The 21841-nt window shown below is 58.9% G+C and carries 14 protein-coding genes; 12 read left to right on the top strand and 2 right to left on the bottom strand.

Annotation, left to right across the window (positions count from 1 at the left end; translation table 11 throughout):
- Window positions 1-76: 76 nt before the first annotated feature.
- The 11 genes from aroQ to HU762_RS15905 all read left to right on the top strand — a co-directional run bounded on the left by aroQ (window position 77) and on the right by HU762_RS15905 (window position 12919).
- Window positions 77-529, top strand: coding sequence for a type II 3-dehydroquinate dehydratase (gene aroQ, locus HU762_RS15955; protein WP_018605716.1), 453 nt, complete (start codon window positions 77-79; stop codon window positions 527-529).
- A gap of 48 nt (window positions 530-577) precedes the next feature.
- Complete coding sequence (gene accB, locus HU762_RS15950) at window positions 578-1039, top strand: acetyl-CoA carboxylase biotin carboxyl carrier protein (protein ID WP_186638633.1); 462 nt, start codon at window positions 578-580, stop codon at window positions 1037-1039.
- A 17-nt stretch (window positions 1040-1056) separates the two neighbouring features.
- A complete protein-coding gene (gene accC, locus HU762_RS15945) occupies window positions 1057-2412 on the top strand; it encodes an acetyl-CoA carboxylase biotin carboxylase subunit (protein WP_186638631.1) in 1356 nt (451 codons plus the stop codon).
- Window positions 2413-2569: 157 nt separating this feature from the next.
- Entirely contained in the window at window positions 2570-3448 is an 879-nt protein-coding gene (prmA, locus tag HU762_RS15940; RefSeq protein WP_186638629.1) for a 50S ribosomal protein L11 methyltransferase, read from the top strand.
- Window positions 3449-3478: 30 nt separating this feature from the next.
- Window positions 3479-4702, top strand: coding sequence for a DUF3426 domain-containing protein (locus HU762_RS15935; protein ID WP_186638627.1), 1224 nt, complete (start codon window positions 3479-3481; stop codon window positions 4700-4702).
- Between the two features lie 185 nt (window positions 4703-4887).
- A complete protein-coding gene (gene dusB, locus HU762_RS15930) occupies window positions 4888-5895 on the top strand; it encodes a tRNA dihydrouridine synthase DusB (protein ID WP_186638620.1) in 1008 nt (335 codons plus the stop codon).
- Window positions 5892-6212 carry a DNA-binding transcriptional regulator Fis gene (gene fis / locus HU762_RS15925; protein WP_186610807.1) on the top strand — a complete coding sequence of 107 codons (321 nt, stop codon included), beginning with the start codon at window positions 5892-5894 and terminating at the stop codon, window positions 6210-6212. The genes dusB and fis overlap by 4 nt, the downstream gene beginning before the upstream one ends.
- A gap of 83 nt (window positions 6213-6295) precedes the next feature.
- A complete protein-coding gene (purH, locus tag HU762_RS15920; RefSeq protein WP_186638618.1) occupies window positions 6296-7903 on the top strand; it encodes a bifunctional phosphoribosylaminoimidazolecarboxamide formyltransferase/IMP cyclohydrolase in 1608 nt (535 codons plus the stop codon).
- Window positions 7904-8091: 188 nt separating this feature from the next.
- Complete coding sequence (gene purD / locus HU762_RS15915) at window positions 8092-9387, top strand: phosphoribosylamine--glycine ligase (protein ID WP_186638617.1); 1296 nt, start codon at window positions 8092-8094, stop codon at window positions 9385-9387.
- A gap of 98 nt (window positions 9388-9485) precedes the next feature.
- Window positions 9486-12260, top strand: coding sequence for a response regulator (locus HU762_RS15910; RefSeq protein ID WP_186638615.1), 2775 nt, complete (start codon window positions 9486-9488; stop codon window positions 12258-12260).
- 62 nt (window positions 12261-12322) lie between these two features.
- Window positions 12323-12919, top strand: a complete 597-nt coding sequence (locus tag HU762_RS15905; RefSeq protein WP_014336378.1) for a MarC family protein — start codon at window positions 12323-12325, stop codon at window positions 12917-12919.
- Window positions 12920-12935: 16 nt separating this feature from the next.
- On the opposite strand, the gene HU762_RS15900 is transcribed toward HU762_RS15905, so the two are convergent.
- Window positions 12936-13760 carry a hypothetical protein gene (locus tag HU762_RS15900; protein ID WP_186638614.1) on the bottom strand — a complete coding sequence of 275 codons (825 nt, stop codon included), beginning with the start codon at window positions 13758-13760 and terminating at the stop codon, window positions 12936-12938.
- 220 nt (window positions 13761-13980) lie between these two features.
- Here HU762_RS15900 and HU762_RS15895 point away from each other — a divergent pair, with 220 nt between their 5' ends.
- A complete protein-coding gene (locus tag HU762_RS15895; RefSeq protein WP_186638612.1) occupies window positions 13981-14634 on the top strand; it encodes a hypothetical protein in 654 nt (217 codons plus the stop codon).
- A 65-nt stretch (window positions 14635-14699) separates the two neighbouring features.
- Here the strand turns inward: HU762_RS15895 and HU762_RS15890 are convergent, their stop codons facing one another.
- A complete protein-coding gene (locus HU762_RS15890; protein ID WP_186638610.1) occupies window positions 14700-21743 on the bottom strand; it encodes a TcdA/TcdB pore-forming domain-containing protein in 7044 nt (2347 codons plus the stop codon).
- Window positions 21744-21841: the final 98 nt, after the last annotated feature.

Raw genomic sequence — 21841 nt, 5'->3', positions numbered from 1 at the left:
AACTGGACAGTCATAAAGGCTTTGCGGCATAGTCGCCGGGTTCTGACACCTGCTCACAGATAACAAGGAACAGCAGATGGCGACCCTTTTGGTCCTGCATGGACCCAACCTGAACCTGCTTGGCACCCGTGAACCGGGCGTCTATGGCGCCGTGACACTGGCCCAGATCAACCAGGACCTGGAACAGCGGGCCCGCAATGCCGGCCATCATTTGCTGTATCTGCAAAGCAACGCCGAATACGAATTGATCGACCGCATCCATGCCGCGCGCGGCGAAGGCGTGGACTTCATTTTGATCAATCCTGCAGCTTTTACACATACAAGCGTCGCATTACGTGACGCGCTGCTGGCAGTGAGCATCCCATTCATCGAAGTGCATTTGTCCAACGTGCACAAACGCGAACCTTTCCGCCATCACTCCTACTTCTCCGATGTAGCGGTGGGAGTGATCTGCGGCCTTGGCGCCAGCGGTTACCGACTGGCCCTGGAGGCCGCCCTAGAGCAGCTTGAAAAACAGGCAACAGCTTGAAAAACAAGCGTTAAACGCCCCTGACCGACCCTTGGGAGTTGATGATTCATGGATATCCGTAAAGTTAAGAAACTGATCGAATTGCTGGAAGAGTCCGGCATCGACGAGCTCGAGATCAAGGAAGGCGAAGAGTCCGTACGCATCAGCCGCCACAGCAAGACCCCGGCCCAGCAGTTCTATGCACCGGCACCGATGCAGGCTCCTGCCGCCGCACCTGCTCCAGCAGCAGCCCCGGTTGCGGCAGCACCAGCCACCCCGACAGCCCCCGTGCTCAACGGCACTGTCGCTCGTTCGCCAATGGTGGGCACGTTCTATCGCAAGTCTTCGCCATCCTCGCCGTCCTTCGTTGAAGTTGGCCAGACCGTGAAGAAAGGCGACACCCTGTGCATCGTCGAAGCCATGAAGATGATGAACCACATCGAAGCTGAAACCAGCGGTGTGATCGAGTCCATCCTCGTCGAAGACGGCCAGCCGGTTGAGTACGACCAACCGCTGTTCACCATCGTTTGAACCGCGGAGAGCCTTTGATGACTGCGAAGTTGGAAAAAGTCCTGATCGCTAACCGCGGTGAGATCGCTCTGCGGATTCTGCGTGCCTGCAAAGAGATGGGCATCAAGACCGTCGCCGTTTACTCCAAGGCCGACAAAGAACTGATGCACCTGGGCCTGGCGGATGAATCCGTCTGCATCGGTCCGGCGTCGGCTGCGCACTCCTACCTGCACATCCCGGCGATCATCGCCGCTGCCGAAGTGACCGGCGCCACCGCCATTCACCCAGGCTACGGTTTCCTGGCGGAAAATGCCGACTTCGCCGAGCAGGTGGAAAACTCCGGTTTTGCCTTCATTGGCCCGAAAGCCGACACCATTCGCCTGATGGGCGACAAGGTTTCGGCCAAGCACGCCATGATCGCCGCCGGCGTACCGACCGTTCCGGGCTCCGACGGCCCGCTGCCTGAAGACGAAGAAACCGCTTTGCGCATCGGTCGCGAAGTCGGTTATCCGGTGATCATCAAGGCCGCTGGCGGCGGCGGTGGTCGCGGCATGCGCGTGGTGCACAAGGAAGAAGACCTGATTTCCTCGGCGAAACTGACCCGCTCCGAAGCAGGCGCGGCGTTCGGCAACCCGATGGTCTACCTGGAAAAATTCCTGACCAACCCACGTCACGTCGAAGTCCAGGTGCTGTCCGACGGCCAGGGCCAGGCGATCCATCTGGGCGACCGCGATTGCTCGCTGCAACGTCGCCACCAGAAGGTCCTCGAAGAAGCGCCGGCACCGGGCATCGACGAGCAGGCTCGTGAAGAAGTCCTGGCACGCTGCGTCAAGGCGTGCATCGACATCGGCTACCGTGGTGCCGGCACTTTCGAGTTCCTGTACGAGAACGGCAGTTTCTACTTCATCGAAATGAACACCCGCGTCCAGGTCGAGCACCCGGTCTCGGAAATGGTCACCGGTATCGACATCGTCAAGGAGATGCTCAGCATCGCCGCCGGCAACAAGCTGTCGTTCACCCAGGATGACGTAGTGATTCGCGGCCATTCGCTGGAATGCCGGATCAACGCCGAAGACCCGAAAACCTTCATGCCAAGCCCAGGCACGGTCAAGCATTTCCACGCTCCAGGCGGCAACGGCGTTCGCGTCGATTCGCACCTGTACAGCGGTTATGCCGTTCCACCGAACTACGACTCGCTGATTGGCAAGCTGATCACCTACGGGGCAACCCGTGAAGAAGCCATGGCGCGCATGCGCAATGCGCTGGACGAAATCGTGGTAGACGGGATCAAGACCAACATCCCGCTGCACCGCGACCTGGTCCGCGACGAAGGTTTCTGCAAAGGCGGCGTCAACATCCATTACCTGGAACACAAGCTGGGCAACCAGCACTGATGTTTCGCGTGATGTAAAAAGACCCCGGTCCATTGGCCGGGGTCTTTGTTTTTGAGCGCGCCAGGACGCTTATCCACTTTGACGGCGACCTGGCGTACACTGCGCGCCTTTGCAGCCCAGTGCTGCCCCCCTGTAGATTTTTTCAAAGGTGCCCGCCATGCCTTGGCTGCAAGTACGCCTGGCCATCAGCCCGGAACAAGCCGAAACCTACGAAGACGCGTTTCTTGAAGTAGGCGCAGTATCGGTAACCTTCATGGACGCCGAAGACCAGCCGATCTTCGAGCCGGAGCTCAATACCACCCCGCTGTGGTCCCACACCCATTTGCTGGCCCTGTTCGAAGGCGGCACCGAGGCGGCCAGCGTGCTGGCCCATCTCGAGTTGCTGACCGGCAGTCCGCTGCCTGAGCATCACAGCGAAGTGATCGAGGACCAGGACTGGGAGCGCAGCTGGATGGACAACTTCCAGCCGATGCGCTTTGGCCAGCGCCTGTGGATCGTCCCGAGCTGGCATGCCGCGCCGGAACCGGATGCTGTGAACCTGCTGCTGGACCCGGGCCTGGCGTTCGGCACCGGCACTCACCCGACGACCGCGCTGTGCCTGGAGTGGCTCGACGGCCAGGACCTCAAGGGCTGCAACGTACTCGACTTCGGCTGTGGCTCGGGGATCCTGGCGATTGCCGCGCTCCTGCTGGGCGCCCGGGAAGCGGTCGGCACCGACATCGACGTTCAGGCCCTGGAAGCCTCCCGCGACAACGCCGGGCGCAACAACATTGCCGAAGCGCTGTTCCCGCTGTACTTGCCGCAGGACTTGCCACAGGTCCAGGCCGACGTACTGGTGGCCAATATCCTCGCCGGTCCGCTGGTATCCCTGGCGCCGCAATTGTCGAGCCTGGTCAAGCCGGGCGGACGCCTGGCGCTGTCGGGCGTCCTTGCCGAACAGGGCGAGGAAGTCGCCGCCGCTTATGCCGCGGACTTTGACTTGGACCCGATCGCCAATCGCGATGGCTGGGTGCGCATCAGCGGACGTCGGCGCTAGAATGGCCGCCTGTATCAACCGGATTGCCGCATGACCGACAGCTTCGTCACTCAATGCCCGCATTGCCACACCAGTTTCCGCGTCAGCCATGGTCAATTGAGCGTGGCACGCGGCGTGGTTCGTTGCGGCTCGTGTCTGCAAGTGTTCAATGCCGCCCGGCAATTGCTGGAGCAACGCGCTGTCAAGGACGTCGCCGCGCCGCCGGTTTCGCCCGCCAAGCCTGCCGTCGAAGCCCCGCGCGCCATCAGCCAGAAACAATGGACGGCCGCCGAGCTGGACCTCGATGACCTGGATAAGGAACTGGCTCGCCTGGAACGGCGTGACAAGCGAGCGCCAGACACCTTTGGCCGGCGTCGTGAAGACAACCTGAGTGCCCAGCGCGAACATCTTTCGAGCGAGCAGGAACCCTGGTCCGACAGCCTCTACAGCGAGTCCCCCGCCGAACGCGCCGAAGCCGCCATCCAGCCGCCCCTCGAGCCGTTCGAGCCCCATGAACCCGCGCGACCGCCGCGGACCGAACCATCCTTGTCGCTGGCGCTCGAGCCGCTGGAACCGGACGACGAACCTGTCGCCCCGCTGAGCCTCACGCTGGACGACGAACCCCACGAACACCTCGAACGCCTGTCCGCCACTGACGATCTCGACGACGAACCCGAGCAACCGGTGCCGCTGCGCAAGTCACGGGAACGCCAGGAACCGGGGATACGCGCCGAAGCCCTCCACGACCTGGACGACGACCCGCTGCAATTGGACTGGCGCAAGCGCCGCACGCCCTGGGGCCGTCGCCTGCTCTGGGGGCTGTTGATACTGCTTGCCGCCGCAGCCTTGGGCGGTCAGTACATCGCGTACCATTTCGAAGAACTGGCCCGCCAGGACCAATACCGTCCCTGGTTCTTGCAAGCCTGTCCGGCAATTGGCTGCGACGTGCCGTCCAAGGTCGATATTGCCAAGATCAAAAGCAGCAACCTGGTGGTGCGCAGCCATCCGGAATTCAGCGGCGCCCTGGTGGTGGACGCGATCATCTACAACCGCGCGCCCTTCTCCCAGCCCTTCCCACTGCTGGAGCTGCGTTTTGCCGACCTCAATGGTCACCTGATCGCCAGCCGTCGCTTCAAGCCAGGCGAGTACCTGGGTGGCGACCTCGAAGGCCGGGGGGAAATGCCTCCGCAGACGCCGATCCATATTGCGTTGGATATCCTGGACCCGGGCCCCAAAGCAGTGAACTACAGCCTGAGCTTTCATTCGCCCGAATGAAGCCCGCCAGGGCCGGCCGATTGACGACAGCTTTCTGACTCACCTGACCCAGACCAAACCGCTGGCGATAACAAAATAGCTGTTCAGATTTTATCCAATTCGACCTTTATCCAGTCATCGAGAGCGGGTATCATGCCAACCCTTTTTCGAAGTCTCATGATCCGGCCCCACTTCAGGGAAGTCCTATGTCGGCGGTACGCATCGGCCCATATACATTGCAGAACGGTCTGGTTCTCGCCCCCATGGCGGGCGTCACCGATCAGCCCTTTCGTCAGTTGTGCAAACGATTGGGTGCGGGCCTTGTGGTCTCGGAAATGGTGACCAGCGACATGAGCTTGTGGAACACCCGCAAATCGCGGCTGCGCATGATCCACGAAGGCGATCCCGAGCCCCGCTCGGTACAGATTGCCGGTGGCGACGCACAGATGCTGGCGGAGGCGGCCCGGGCCAACGTCGAACTGGGGGCACAGATCATCGACATCAACATGGGCTGTCCGGCGAAGAAGGTTTGCAACAAGGCTGCTGGCTCGGCGCTGTTGAAAGATGAAGCGCTGGTCACCGAGATCCTGCAGGCGGTTGTCGCCGCGGTCGATGTGCCGGTGACCCTCAAGATCCGCACCGGGTGGGACCGGGAGAACAAGAACGGCCTGACGGTGGCGAAGATCGCCGAGCAGGCAGGTATCACGGCGCTGGCGGTCCATGGCCGCACCCGTGCCGACCTGTACACCGGCGAAGCCGAGTACGACACGATTGCCGCGATCAAGCAGGCGGTGTCCATCCCGGTCTTTGCCAACGGCGACGTCGACTCGCCCGAGAAGGCCCGGTACGTGCTGGACGCGACCGGCGCCGATGGCCTGTTGATTGGCCGGGCCGCCCAGGGGCGGCCATGGATTTTTCGTGAAATCGAACACTACCTGCGCACCGGCGAAAAACTCGCTGCGCCGATGTTGTCCGAGGTGGAACGTATTCTGCTAGAGCATCTGGCCGCGCTGCATGCCTTCTATGGAGAAGTCATGGGCGTACGCATCGCTCGCAAGCATGTGGGCTGGTATCTCGCAACCCTGCCGGGCGCCAGGGAGTTTCGCGCCCGTTTCAATCGTTTGGATGGTACGCAAGCACAATGCGCCGACGTTCAGGCGTTTTTCGCCGAACGTTACAAGAGCCTGACAGGGGACGAAGGGGTGGCCGCATGACGATGATGACCGAGACTTTAGTGAGTGGAATAGCACCCGTGAGCGACAACGTGAATTTGAAACAGCACCTCAACACGCCCAGCGAAGAAGGCCAGACCCTTCGCGGGAGCGTCGAGAAGGCGCTGCACAATTATTTCGCCCACCTTGAGGGCGCTGCCGTCACGGATGTGTACAACCTGGTGCTTTCCGAAGTCGAGGCGCCGCTGCTCGAAAGCGTAATGAACTACGTCAAGGGCAACCAGACCAAGGCCAGTGAGCTGCTGGGCCTTAACCGCGGCACCCTGCGCAAGAAACTCAAGCAGTACGATCTGCTGTAAGCATTCAATCAAACCAGAAAGGCGCCCGCGTAAAAAACGGTCGCCTTTTTTGCTGACTTCCCTTGCTTTTGATGGAACTTGAAATGACCGACCAGACTACCCGCCTGCCGATCCGCCGCGCCTTGATCAGCGTCTCCGACAAGACCGGGATCCTTGAATTCGCCCGCGAGCTGCAACAGTTGGGCGTAGAGATCCTCTCTACCGGCGGGACCTTCAAGTTGCTGCAGGACAACGGCGTCGCGGCAGTGGAAGTCGCGGACTACACCGGTTTCGCGGAAATGATGGACGGTCGCGTCAAGACCCTGCACCCGAAAATCCATGGCGGGATCCTCGGTCGTCGCGGCATCGATGACGCCATCATGAACGAGCACGGTATCAAGCCGATCGACCTGGTAGCGGTCAACCTCTACCCGTTCGAAGCCACCATCAACAAGCCCGGCTGCGACCTGCCGACCGCCATCGAGAACATCGACATCGGCGGCCCGACCATGGTCCGCTCGGCGGCCAAGAATCATAAAGACGTGGCCATCGTGGTCAACGCCAGCGACTACGCCAGTGTGCTGGAGAGTCTCAAGGCCGGCGGCCTGACCTACGCCCAGCGTTTCGACCTGATGCTCAAGGCCTTCGAACATACCGCCGCCTACGACGGCATGATCGCCAACTATATGGGCACCGTGAACCAGGCCGCCGAAACCCTAAGCACCGAAGGCCGCAGCGAATTTCCGCGAACCTTCAATACCCAATTCATCAAGGCCCAGGAAATGCGCTACGGCGAGAACCCGCACCAGAGCGCGGCGTTCTACGTGGAAGCCAAGCCTGCCGAAGTCGGCATCGCCACGGCCACCCAGTTGCAAGGCAAGGAACTGTCGTTCAACAACGTGGCTGACACCGATGCCGCGCTGGAATGCGTCAAGAGCTTCGTCAAGCCAGCCTGCGTGATCGTCAAGCACGCCAACCCGTGCGGCGTCGCGGTCAGCCCGGACGCCGAGGGCGGCATCCGCCAGGCCTACGAACTGGCCTACGCCACCGACACCGAGTCGGCGTTCGGCGGGATTATCGCCTTCAACCGTGAACTGGACGCCGAGACCGCCAAGGCCATCGTCGAGCGTCAGTTCGTCGAAGTGATCATCGCCCCTTCGGTCAGCGAAGAGGCCCGCGCCATTGTTGCCGCCAAAGCCAACGTGCGCCTGCTGGCCTGCGGCCAATGGTCGACTGACCGTGCGCCAGCCTGGGATTACAAGCGCGTCAATGGCGGCTTGCTGGTCCAGGGCCGCGACATCGGCATGATCGGCAGCGAAGACTTGAAAGTGGTGACCCAGCGCGCCCCGAGCGAACAGGAAATCAATGATCTGATCTTTGCCTGGAAAGTCGCCAAGTACGTTAAGTCGAACGCCATCGTCTACGCCAAGAACCGCCAGACCATCGGCGTCGGCGCCGGCCAGATGAGCCGCGTTAACTCGGCCCGCATCGCCGCGATCAAGGCTGAACACGCCGGCTTGCAGGTACAAGGCGCGGTCATGGCCTCCGATGCGTTCTTCCCGTTCCGCGACGGTATCGACAATGCGGCCAAGGTCGGCATTACCGCAGTGATCCAGCCGGGCGGTTCGATGCGTGATGCAGAAGTGATTGCTGCTGCTGATGAAGCCGGCATCGCCATGGTGTTCACCGGCATGCGCCACTTCCGTCACTAACAAGACAACGGCCGCACTGAAGCCGGCATCTGCTGCGTTGGAGCCGACCTCGATGATGCTCATTGCCAAAAGGCAACTCCGCTCATCGAGGTCGACTCCGCCTTGCATCTACCGACTTCATTGCGACCTCCTACGGCGCAAAGCGCCCTAGGTTCCGAACAGAATCAGCGTCATCCGAGGTTTTTGAAATGAATGTTTTGATCATTGGCAGCGGTGGCCGTGAACACGCCCTGGCCTGGAAAGTGGCACAGGATCCCCGCGTGCAGAAGGTTTTCGTGGCGCCAGGCAATGCCGGCACCGCCATCGAAGCCAAGTGCGAAAACGTTGCCATCGACGTACTGGCCCTGGAACAACTGGCCGACTTCGCCGAGAAGAACGTTTCGCTGACCATCGTCGGCCCGGAAGTACCGCTGGTCGCCGGCGTAGTCGATCTGTTCCGCTCCCGCGGCCTGGACTGCTTCGGCCCAACTGCCGGCGCCGCGCAGCTGGAAGGTTCCAAGGCCTTCACGAAGGACTTCCTGGCACGCCACAAGATCCCGACCGCCGACTACCAGAACTTCACCGAAATCGAACCAGCGCTGGCGTACCTGCGTGAAAAAGGCGCACCGATCGTGATCAAGGCCGATGGCCTGGCCGCCGGCAAAGGCGTGATCGTTGCCATGACCCTGGCCGAGGCCGAAGACGCGGTGCGCGACATGCTCGCCGGCAATGCCTTCGGTGACGCCGGTTCACGCGTCGTGATCGAAGAGTTCCTCGACGGCGAGGAGGCCAGTTTCATTGTCATGGTCGACGGCAAGAATGTCTTGCCAATGGCCACCAGCCAGGACCATAAACGTGTCGGCGACGGCGACAGCGGTCCGAACACCGGCGGCATGGGCGCCTACTCTCCCGCTCCGGTGGTCACCGCCGACGTACATCAGCGCGTAATGGACCTAGTGATCTGGCCAACCGTGCGCGGCATGGCCGAGGAAGGCAATGTCTATACCGGTTTCCTCTATGCAGGCCTGATGATCGACAAGGCTGGTAACCCAAAAGTCATCGAATTCAACTGCCGTTTCGGCGATCCTGAGACCCAGCCGGTCATGCTGCGCCTGCAATCGAGCCTGGTGTTGCTGGTGGAAGCCGCCCTGGCCCAGGCACTGGACAAAGTAGAAGCCCAGTGGGACCCGCGTCCGAGTGTTGGCGTTGTACTGGCAGCCGGTGGTTACCCCGGCGACTACGCCAAGGGCAGCGTTATCAACGGCCTGCAAGGCGCGGCCCAGTTGGAAGGCAAGGTGTTCCACGCTGGCACGGCATTGAAGGACGACCAAGTGGTTACCGCCGGTGGTCGCGTATTGTGCGCCACGGCAATGGGTGCCAGTGTCGACGCCGCACAGCAGCAAGCCTACAAGCTTGCCGCGCAAATTGATTGGGAAGGCTGTTTCTACCGCAAGGACATTGGCTACCGTGCCATTGCCCGCGAGCGTGGCGAAAACCTGGAATAACCCGGCCATTCAGCCAGGCAAGGGCTCATGGCCCTTGCCTGGCTGACCGGGCGCCGCGCATAGTTATCATCTGGCATCAACTACGAAGGGATTTCGCCGTGCGCTGGCTCAGGATTGCCATAGGCTTGACCGTTACCCTGCTGACGCTGCTCTGCGTGCTCCCGGCCCTGGCCGCGCCCGGCAGTGGCTGGGCGATATTGCTCGACGAACAGGGCGATCTGAAACTGAGCGACATCCGCTCAGCCCGCTATACCAATCAATTCAGCCCCATTGACCTGGACCACCTCAAGGCAGCCGAGCCGGGTGGAGCCCTGTGGCTGCGCTTCCGACTGGCCCCCGACAAGCATGAGCAGATACTGCGCATTTTCGCGCCTGACCTGTTGCGCCTGAATCTCTACGTACTGGACGGCGATGCCCTGGTTGATCAACAGATCAACGGCAATGCGCTGCCAAGCTCCGAACAACCCGTGCCCAGCAGCGATTTCATACTGGCACTGCCTCGCAGCGATAAAACCCTCGACGTCTACCTGAGGCTGGCATCCCGTTACGAACTGCGCCCCTACGTCACCCTGCAACCGGCCGTCATGGCGGCAGCCGACCAGAACCAGACGTTGATCTATGGGCTGCTATTCGGCTGCATCGCCATGCTGATCCTGCACAACCTCACCCGCTACGCCTACACCCGGTCACGTAGTTGCCTGTGGTTGGCGGCCTGTGAAGGACTGCTGATGCTCAGCCTGGTCCTGCTGCTGAACCTGGCCGGCGCCTGGCTGCCAAACTGGCCGGCGATCCAGACGCCAGGTGCTTACTTGGCCCTGCTGCTGACAGCACCCTGTGGCTTGATGTTCGCCTATCGCTACTTCGCGCCGCTGGGATCGCATCCGCTGAACCGGCTGTTGCTGGGCGAAATTGTCTTCATCATGCTGTGCAGCCTGTTGCTGCTGTTCGTCAACACGCTGCCGCTCAATATCATGACCTACGCACTGGTGGCCTTGGCCGGTCTGAGCATGCTGTTCGTCAGCGCCTGGCATTGGCAGAAGGGCTATCGCCCGGCACGGCTGTTTGTCGCCGCCATGGTGGTGTTCAACCTGGGTACGCTGATCATTCTCCCGGCGCTGCAAGGATTGACGGAAGTCGCCCCCCAGGGACTGATCGTCACGCTGCTGGTAATCATCTGCATCAGCGGCCTGCTGATGAGCGTCGCGTTAGGCGAGCGACAGCGATCGATAAACGAGAGTCGCTTCAGTATCAGCCGCGACCTGGCGGCAAGTAACGCCGAGATCAACGCCAAGGCTGAATTCCTGGCCAAGATCAGCCATGAGATCCGCACTCCGATGAACGGCGTGCTGGGCATGACGGAACTGCTGCTAGGCACGCCGCTATCGGTCAAGCAACGCGATTACGTACAGACGATCCATAGCGCCGGTAATGAACTGCTCACCCTGATCAACGAAATCCTCGACATTTCCCGTCTCGAGTCGGGGCAGATCGAATTGGACGATGTGCAGTTTGACCTCAACGCACTGATCGAGGACTGCCTGAGTATCTTCCGCGCCAAAGCCGAACAGCAAAATGTCGAGCTGATCAGTTTCATCCAGCCCCAGGTTCCGCGGGTGATCAGCGGCGATCCGACACGGCTGCGCCAGGCGCTGCTGAGCCTGCTGGAAAATGCCTTGAAGAAAACCGATGAAGGCGAGGTATTGATCGTCGTCGCCCTCGACGAGCGCAGCGATAAGCCACGCCTGCGCATCGCGGTGCAGGACAGCGGATCGCCCATGGACGCCGAAGAGCGCGACATGCTGATGCACGCCGAACTGCACAGCAAGAATGTCCTCTCGGCCACGCGGCTGGGTGGCAACCTGGGCCTGGTCATCGCGCGCCAGTTGATCATGCTGATGCATGGCGAATTCGGCATCAAGAGCGGCAGCAGCCAGGGCAGTACCTTATGGCTGACCTTGCCGCTGGACCCGGATCGCCTTGAGCACCCGACCTCCGACCTCGACGGCCCGCTGCAAGGGGCACGTGTGTTGGTCGTCGATGACAACGATACCTGCCGCAAGGTGCTGGTCCAGCAATGCAGCGCCTGGGGCTTGAATGTCAGCGCGGTTCCCTCGGGAAAGGAAGCCCTGGCGCTGCTGCGTACCAAGGCTCACCTGCGAGATTATTTCGACGTGGTGTTGCTGGACCAGAACATGCCTGGCATGACTGGCATGCAACTGGCTGCCAAGATCAAGGAAGACCCGAGCCTGAACCACGACATACTGCTGATCATGCTGACCGGCATCAGCAACGCCCCGAGCAAGGTTGTGGCGCGCAACAGCGGGGTCAAGCGCATCCTCGCCAAACCGGTGGCCGGCTATACACTCAAGACCACCCTGGCGGACGAACTGAACCAGCGCAACAAAGGCCAGGCGCCGAACATCCCGGTCAACGCCGGCCCTCCCGTTACGGTAAAGGTACCCAGCGATTTCCGCATCCTGGTGGCAGAAGACAACAGTATTTCCACCAAAGTCATCCGCGGCATGCTCGGCAAGCTCAACCTGCAACCCGACACTGCCAGCAATGGCGAAGAAGCGCTCAAGGCCATGAAGGAGCACCGCTACGACCTGGTCCTGATGGATTGCGAGATGCCGATCCTCGACGGTTTTTCCGCCACCCAGCAACTGCGGGCCTGGGAAATGGGAAACCAACGGACACGTACCCCCGTGGTAGCGCTCACCGCTCACATCCTGGCCGAACACAAGGAGCGCGCCCGCCAAGCCGGAATGGACGGACACATGGCCAAGCCGGTGGAGCTGTCGCAGCTGCGCGAACTGATCGAACACTGGGTGGCCCAGCGCGACCAGCAGAACCACACGGCGCAAACGTCCTGAGCCGACAGACGCCGAAGCGCCTGATAGACTCCCGTCGTCTTCCTTCGTACTGAGCCTTGACCATGCTCCATGTGCTGTTCAGCGTTTACCTGAAAATGTTGGTGCTCTACAGCCCCTTCTTCGTACTGTCGTGTTTTATCGGCTTGACTCGAGGCTACTCGCGCAAGGAACAGCGTCGCCTGGCCTGGAAGGTCGCGACCGCGACGCTGGTCTCGAGCGTATTGCTGTACTTGTTTGGCAGGGTGATTTTCAGCGTGTTCGGCATCACCGTGGACGCGTTCCGCATTGGCGCCGGCAGCGTGTTGTTTATTTCGGCGCTGGGCATGGCCCAGGGCAAGTCGGCGGTTCAGACCGACAATGTCCAGCAGGACGTGACCATCGTCCCGCTGACCATCCCCTTGACCGTCGGCCCTGGCACCATCGGTGCCCTGCTGGTGATGGGCGTGAGCCAGCCGCACTGGGACGACAAACTCATGGCCATCATCAGTATCGCCTTGGCGAGTTTCACCGTGGGCGTGGTGCTTTATCTGTCCAGCCGCATCGAGCGGATTCTGGGCGACCAGGGCTTGCAGATTGTCAGCCGGTTGATGGGGCTGTTTGTCTGCGCCCTGGCGGCGCAGATCATCTTTACGGGAGTGAGAGGCTATCTGGTGCCATAAGCTCGGCCGTGGTGATTCAGGCCCGTTTGCGACGGCTGAAGCGGTTGCTCAGAACCTCCCGGCGATGCTCGCCCAGATATTCTTCAATCAGCTGCCTGAAGTGCTCGTAATTCGCCGGATTAAAGGTCACGTACGACTTGCCACGGAAAATCTCCCGCGCCGAAGCACGCCAGTTCACGAAAAGAACACCTCCGTTACTTGAAGTGCCGGTCTGTCTGATCGAACTGGAGGAGGCGATCAAGATACCGTTGGACAATTGCTCGCAAGGGATGACAGACAACCGTGCGCCATCGGCCGACAGGGCTTGGGTGCTGAACAGATTGAGGGCTCCCTCGTCCTGTTTCAAACCATCGATCGTGGTGCTGACCACCGTGCCCAGCACCGACGCCGCTGGAACGCTCGCTTTCACGCCGTCGATGATCCCTTTGACGATATCCTTGATCACCAAGTCCATGTCCACCTGCAGGGAGCTCTCGGTATAACGCGAGTAACCATCATCCGAGATGAAACATCCGAGGTCCTGCAGGCATTTGATGAATTCCATGTACCACGCATGGGTGTTTTTGCCGCCTGGTACAAGATCGTTGGCCTCCATGATCGACATGGTCATGATGTTCTCCATGATCGCCATGTTATTGAGCGACATGTTATTGCCGTAGCCTACCAGCGCATCGCCTAGCATCAGCGCGTCCATTTCCTTCGTTGGATTGTCCTGCACCGACTGCATGACCGACCTGCGCACACGACGGCTGGCAGAAACCCTGGCCTTGCGCCTCTCGATACGCGCAGCGATCAACTCAACACTGTGTTCGGTACTCAGCTCACTTTCAAAACGTTCCATAACACTTCCTTAGTTAAATTTAAACGACCGCTCCTGCGGCCAAGCAACAATCTAAATTGTCGAATCCGATACAACAAACAAAACTAGATACAGCATATGTATCAGCCCCACGCCCACAGCGCGACCCAAATACTTGGAAACCAATAAATCGCCCAACTTTCTTGAAGATCGCTACCGTTACTGTATTGATGCAGACTCAACTAATAACGGAACTATCTTTATGGACAACCCACCCTTAAGCGGACTGGTAACAGGCCTGAATATGTTTTCATACATAGGAGAATTTTTACCCCAAGAGCACGACGACATAGCCATCTCCAACCACCTTGCAACTCTATCCGCCGACATCGAACATGATCGTTACAGCGATCAGAAAAACTGGTTTGAATACTATATCTACACCATGAGATACATGGGGTGGTCGCTGTATCAGGACTCAACCTTTACCAGTACACGACATGTCGTTGCGAATTCGGTAGCGGACTTCCTGGTGGAAAGCGCCGACGCCATGAAGGATTTTCGACAGGCCAATGCGATGATCGATACGTTGGATGCAATGAAATCCAATAACCCGGCCATGCTCTCGTTCGATTCAGAAAGCCGACAAGGTGAGTCATTCCAGATTGTCCCGGCGCGCTACGACTCGGATGGCAACCTCCATATTGCCTTTTACAAGCTTGAGCTGAGGGTAAGCAAAAGAAAAAGCAGTTTTTTATTCTGGAGTCTGGAAGAACACTCCGCAACGATCATCCAGCACAAGGCATACATGAGGCTTGACCGAAACGAAATGGATCGAGTCAGAGCTTATCTCAAACAGAAGTCGAGTGGACAACTCATGAAGCGCTTTGACTTGCGAAAAAACCGCCTCATCTGACGCGCACAAATAAAAGGGTCGCAGCTGCAACCCTTTTATTTCTTCCGGTGTGCAGGACAATCAACTCACATTGTTTCCAGCGACAACTCCAAAAGTTCCTCCAGCGTAGTAACGCTCTGAATGTCTGGCAAAGCGCCTAACTGCGCTACGAGCGTCGAAACGGCATAGTGTCGGTTCCCGCCGAAGTCGAGCACGACCTCGCCACGTAAGTTGACATCAGTGGCAAACACTTCACGACAGACCACACTGCATCCGCTGTTCGGGTCAATGATCACCAAATGCTCATCGACATGGCTCAACAGCAATTGGTCGGGCTCTTCGAGTTCCCAGATCACCTTGCCGGGCGTTGTCGCCACGTCGCCCAACGAATGTCGACAGTCGAGAATGACTGACTCAACCCGCCGCCAGATCGATTTCGACAATCGGTAAGTCACCGCACCTAGACCCACGCGCAAGACCACGGTGGTGACATCGTCAGGCATCACGGCCAGGAGATCATCGAGGAGGGTTCCCTGGCTCTCGACGACCATTACTTCGCCTTTGCGCTGGGCATAGTTGAGCGGCCCAGCTTGCCCCTCCCGCGGAAAAGTCAGCAATGTCCCTTTCTTGCTTTCGCGAAGTAATACATTGTTCTGCCGCTGGGTTCCCAGCACTTCATATGCGGCCGGAAGGGCCGCCTTGGGCACTCGGATGACCTGCCCGGTCCGGGCGACGAACCACGTCAGGTTGTCGGGGTCCTCCACCGTCAGCAGTGCGCTGTGGGACGGGGAGCTGGCCAGCCGCTCAAGTGCCTCCTGTTCATGACCGCCCTGGGCGACTACCCATTCTTGGGTGACGCCAGTGATCATTGCCGGCTCATGATCGCGCAGTCTGACCACCAGCCCCTCATCGGTGACGCCGCGCAGTCCCGGCCCATCGGCCACCAGCCCGATAAACCGCCAGGGCGCCCACTCACGCTCCGCCTCGAGCAATACATCAGCCTGTAGCAATCGCGACCCTTGCCCGAACGCGGCCCCTGCCTGTTTCAGGTCGATGAGGGACTGGCGCAATACCTCGCCCCTCTCAACGTCGAATAACCAGGCAGCTTCGCCATCCGGCGTTACGTCCAGCAGGCGGACTTGCGTTGCCTGCCTCGAATCCACCAGCAATAGCCGGTTATCGATGTACCAGGCGTACAAGCTGGTTTTACCGCTGGAATCGGTCAAGCCCATAAGAGCAAAGCGTTCAATGGAATGCCGCCGGGCCAATGGTTCCAACGCAGGCCACCAAGCCTGCTCTTGATTCTTGAACCACTGGTTGTTCACGCCGCCCAGCACCAAGGCTCCTTCGCTGGTCAGGTTAAAGAACACGTCATCGAAAGTCGCGGCCACGTATCCATGGTGGGCGACAAAAACCTCCTTTACGTTCCCGGTCTGCATCCACCGGTTGGACCACTGTCCTATGCCGTCCACGACAGTTCGCTGCCTGCGGCACACGGCCTTGTTAGTTTCGTCATAAATGGCAAACGCATCGTCTTCCCCTGCTTGCGCCAACAACCTCAGCCCGGTCATATGCTTTATGGAGTCAGGCCAACCACGATGATGCCTGGGTCTTGGGGCGGGACGAATGATCAGATTGTCGTCGCGACGTATCCAGGCCATATCCCGGTACGCTTCATCTGGCTTCCAACAGACGGTTACAAAGGGAGCCGGTTGCCAAGTGACGGTCTCGTAGGTGTGCTCGTTGCCGAAGGATGGCGCATAGACGTAGCCATCGGGGAGCACTTTTGACCATTCGCTCAAGTGTTGGCTGGCGCTCAGGAGCGTTTCCAACTCAGTGTCGAGGTCTCGGATGACTGAAGTCAGCAGCAGTTGCTCATCGTAAATCACATAGGCCAGCTCATCATGGACCCCGCCCTTGCGAGTGATGTGCTGTACGACATGGATGATCCCCTGTGCGTCTGCCTCGACACTTTTGATTACCGCGTCCTCAGTCATGGATCCCCATAGCCAATAGAGCCGACTCAGCACGCCGGTGGTGGCATCGACCTGGCAGATCCTTAGGTCTTTCGGATCGTAGAACCAGGCATAACCATTCACTACCGCCCCCAGAAACGTCGGCTCATCGCCTACGAGTTCGTCACGGATGTAGAGAAAGCGGTCCTCTTTTGCATCGTACCAGGCGATGACGCGTCGGTTTTCTTTCGGGTCTTCGAATGGAACCAGATAATCATGTACCGGCGTATAGGGCGCCACCAGGCGATGCTGGTGGTTCAGGGCCTTGAGATGCTCCCGCAATACCTGTTGATCCAGTCCCGATGGCACCACCTGCTCGACAACATTGAGCAGACGCGTGCTCCAATCCACTTGAAATAGCTGCTCAGTGCCGATCCGGATCAGAACCCCGTGTTGTCCTGTTCCAGTGAAGGAAACCTCAATTTCACCAATGGAGATTTTGTTCCCGGAAGACTCGAACCGAATATCGCTTTCCTTCGCTCCAGGGGCATCGAGTACCCAACTCGAGTTCAACGGTCGCACCGAATCGAAAGTAACGCTCACGCCGGGATTGAGCCGCACTGCGCATTGCTTGCCTGCCCCCTGGATCTGATAAGAGACCAGGCCATGCCAGTTTGCAGGCAGTACTGGCACAACCAATGAACGAGCATTGTCATCGATTACCACATCGATCCGCGTTGGCCGAAAGTCAGGATTGAATAGGCGATGGACTATGTATTCCCACGGCCCCCAGAAATCAAACAGCCACTTACCGGCAGTGTTCTCTTCCAGACGTCGCCCCGTGTCGAAACCTTTGTCATTGCGTGTCGTAGCGCCGGGCAGAGCCTTGTATTCATATAAATAACAAGTCTGTGGCGTGCAGGGCAAAACGATGCCCTGGCCGGCGGGCGGTGCGAATCCGACCTGATGTGGCAGTCTCAACCCCTCACGAATATTGATCGCTCGCTCGTAATCCCATTCCAATGTCGGTACCCCAAGGTGGTCACGCTGGGGATACAACTTAGGGCTGTCCAGCACCAGCACGCCTCTAGCCAAGTCCACCGTCTGGACGATCAGTGACGGGCGCGGCAGCCAAGCGTTCGAGTCAGCATTGAACTTAAAGGGGTGAAGATGGGCGTGCTCCACCTCATCGAAAAACAGCCCGACTTGCTTGGCTTCTTCGGCAATGGTGGCGAATCCTTGGGCCAATGCCGCCACCCCTACCGCCAGCCCTCCCAGTATCACCGAAGCGCCACCCAGCATCGTCCCGGCTGTCGCAGCGCCGACCACGGAGGCTCCTAACGCCGCCCCCGACAACACCAGCCCGGCCGAGTCGAAAGCCAATTGGGTGCCGAACTGGGCACGTTCAACTTCACTGTCTGCATTGGCTAATTGATAGATATCGAACCCAACATTCGCCAACTGCAAGAGCCCTCCAGTCGCTTCGCTCGCGGTGGTGCCCACGGAGGCCTTGACCACTGGCGCGACGGTGTTGGCAATCAACTTCTCTTGCGCCAACGCTTTGCGGACCAGACCGACCAGCTCGACGATGTCGGTCACGTTGCCATGTGTTAACTGCGCGTAGTTGACATAGGCATGCAATCGCACCGCCCAGGAAAGCGTGCGAGCGTCCCCCTCCCGCCCCCTCAATGCGTTCATCAAGGCTTGTATGGCGAAACCGGCGTTCAAGGTGTGAACGCTGCCCACCGCCGTGGGATCGTTCGAAACGGTAGGGTGGTTGGCCAACGTTGAAAAACGTTCTGTGAGGTAGGTCTTTATTCGCAAAACACGAGCGTCATTCGTCTGGATCTGGATGGGATGCTCAGAATCGGCGGGATCGATCATGCTCATCCGGTACGTCCCGTCCGACATGACCTCCAGGGTATCGAACAACGGTGCGAGTTCGGGCTTGAGCTTATTCATCTGCTGCAGGTGAGTGGTCGTTTCGGCGATCTGTTGCGCCCACCAGTGGCCATCCAACGTCAGCAGGCAACTACCCAGCCGCGGGTTGTCCTGCAACGATTGCCCTCGGGCACTGGCAACGCGCTGCCTGACCGAACGTTGCGACTGTCCTGGCAATGCGTCGGGTTGCAAAAGTTCCGAAACCCTCACTGAATTGGGTAACACCTCCCGTGTCACTCGCGCGCCGTCCAGCTCGATCAAGTCGAAGGAGGGACGAGCCGCATCACCATAGGCGGCATACTGGCTGGCCATTCCTTGCTTGACGAAAAACGCCTCCAGCGCCTCGGCGAAATCTGTTGCGCTTTCGAACTCGAACACGCCAAAGTTCGGATCGTAGAAGTGATAGGCACTGCTTTTGCCTTCAGACGTCTTGGCGACCAGCATGGCGTGGTTATCGGAATTGAGCATCAGCGTACCCGCCGGCTTATTCAGCAGGATGCTGACGACCCCCTTCAGGTCAGCGCGCGCCAGCGCACTCCCTACATCGCCAACTCGCATGTCACGCATCGACTCTAGACTGTGCAGGAAAACCGCTGAATCACGAGTGTCATGCTCGACAATCGCCAAGTCGAATCGATCGCACAGGGTTTTAACCGCCCCCAGCCCCTTCGAAAAGGCTGCCGCCATCACCAGGGACAACGGATAACACCGCCCGGCCACCCGATCGCCCGGCCCCTGGAGCAACAGATCCTGCGGTACCGACCTGAACTTGTCGGGGTCGGTCGCCGACAGGATATCGTTCAGCCGCATGACGACGCGGACCCGATACTCGTGCAGCGCTGCCTGCTGGATACGGGCAGCATGCTGGCCCCATTGACGTAACGTCAGCGGTTGTTCAAGGCTTATTTTCTTCAGGCCCAGTGCGGTTTCATCATGCCTGGGAAGAACGTCCGCCATGCTGGCCAACCCCGCCACGAATGCCGGCGCTTGATGAGCGAACAATGCGCGCTCGATGGTCGCGTAATCGTTGACCGTTCCAGGTTTCCTGAAACCATTGATCAAGTTGTCCAATTGCGGGCGAACCGCCTCGAAGCTGCGATTATCCAACGCCTTTGCCCCGATCAAGGCCCCCAGTTGCAGACGTTGCAAGGGGCTCAACCGAGGGACATCAAGGTTACCTTCGGCGAGTTGGTGCAGAACTTGCGAGACAGTCAATGGTTGCGTCTGTGAATCGCTCAACGACGCTGGCGGCATTGCACTGGCGCTTTGGGCAACGATCGACTGGCGGTCATCAAACCCCAGGGGAATGAGCCTGTCGAAGGTCACTGTCCCGGTATGGCCAAGGTTCATGGCCGTCATGAAGGGCTCACCGAGGTTATCGGCCAGTTGCTGCAACAAATCGGTGGACAGCACATGGCGTCCTTCGATCACCGGCCAGCCCTGCTGGAAATCGATGCTTCGCCACTTGAGCAATTCTGTTAAATCCGCTGCGTAGCGTGCTCGCATCCGCCCCTCGGTCCAGCGAGCCTTTTCGGCCGTGAACCAATTGTCGATGCTTTTAGCGTTCTCCGTCCAGGAATGATCTTTCTCCTCCTCCGTAGCGTTGTTGAAACCGGTGCTCAATCCAATGGCTTTGCGCACCTGCTCAGCCACTTTTGGCGTGGAATACCTGCGGGCATATTCCAGCAGACCCGCTCGCACAGCGCCCGGCCCCGTCAGGAATATCGAGCCCTGACTCTTCGGACGAATGCCATCACTGAAGTAATCACTGATCCCGAGGCTTAAGTTCGTGGCTGGGTCCTCACCCATGCTCGCTTCATTGCTGACGATATTGAATTCATCCTTGAGCACTTCGACCGTGAGCTCGAAAATGGGATCGGCCTGAAAAAATTCGATATTGCGCTTTCCGGCTTCTCGCTCGACCGCGAGCAGCGCCTGATAGTGAGTCTGCAAGCGCTCGATGATGGCTTCGCATGTCGCCGATCCGGGATGGGTGACAATCAGCGCATTGGATTCTGCCCCCTCAATTTCCGCCAATCGCAAACTGTCGGCCGGAGCGCTGCCCTGCGTGAACGGCGCCAATACTTTCTCCAACGGCGGGGCACTTTTTGCGAATCGTTCCAACGCTTCGAGATGCTCCGCAGGAATAAGCGTGGTGTAGTCCTCGTATCGATTGAGCAATGCCCCGCGACCCGGCATCCAGTGGGGGTTATTGTTCAACAGCAACTGCAACACACCCAGCCGCGCGGCGGGCATCAGTTGATTGACTTCGATACCTGCCAGGTCATTGGCCAGTGGCGGCAAAAAATCCACGTCGCTGTAGACACCACCCTCGGCATGCACCACCACTAACCTCGCAAGGTCCGACGCGGCCGCGAGATTACCGCGCAAGGACATTTCACGATTATAAAAATCTTCCAGTCGAGAAAATGCCTGAAGCTTTCGAACATCGCGCAGTTGGATATTTTCTTCTTTGAGACTGCCCATGACCTGGGCATTCTCTGTCTTCAGCGCATGCAGGACTGCTTCGTCGCGACCATAGCCACTAACCAAAAGATCGATACGCGCCTCATCGGCACTTTTACCTTGTTCAAGCGCCTGCTGGACATGCATGAACATCTGGCGTTTCAATGCCGTTACTCGCGCTTCATAGAGATCAGCCAGATCATCGGCTGATGTAACAGCGTGTTCTTCGCTGAGCCACGTATCCGCTTTGGCCGCCTCGACAATGATCCGATTGGTTTCATGCACTAATAACCCGTCCGGGTCATGCCAGACATTCACAGAGAAGTCGGGCATTGTTTTTTTCCAGATGCGAAGATAGTCCAATTGAATGTCACCCAAGCCTCCGCCCAGCCAGACGAAATGCAATTTTTTTGGCACTTCGGTGGCAGGTTGCTTCAGAAGTTCGAGACTATGCTGCAGGCGCGCTTCGTAATCTTCTATCTTGCTTTGAGCCCCCGCCAGCCCTCCGGCGCTGTCGGGGCTCACCCGTAAATTGGGAGCGCGGCGTCGCCTGCTATTCGCTTGGAACAAGTCAAGCGTGCGCTTCAGCAATGCCAGGGGCGTCAGCATACGAGGGCTGTCCTGAGCCTCGATACAACTGGCGTGATATCGGAGCGCAGCCAGATAGTGTTCAGATTCTTTATAAGGCAACAGCAATCCTTGCAGATCTTCCTGACTTAATAATTTACTAAACTCTACATACTGACTTAAAGCGACAAAATCATTCATAACACAATAATTCCATTTATTGTTACGACCAGATTCGACAGCAGCAGGCACTTCCTGTGCGCAGGGGTACCCCGACACGCCAACGAGCCTATCGATAA

The sequence above is a fragment of the Pseudomonas sp. SWRI92 genome (assembly GCF_014268685.1).
Lineage (GTDB): Bacteria > Pseudomonadota > Gammaproteobacteria > Pseudomonadales > Pseudomonadaceae > Aquipseudomonas > Aquipseudomonas marvdashtae.
The sequence above is the reverse complement of the archived record's forward strand: the minus strand, read 5'-3'. Positions and strand labels throughout refer to the sequence as shown.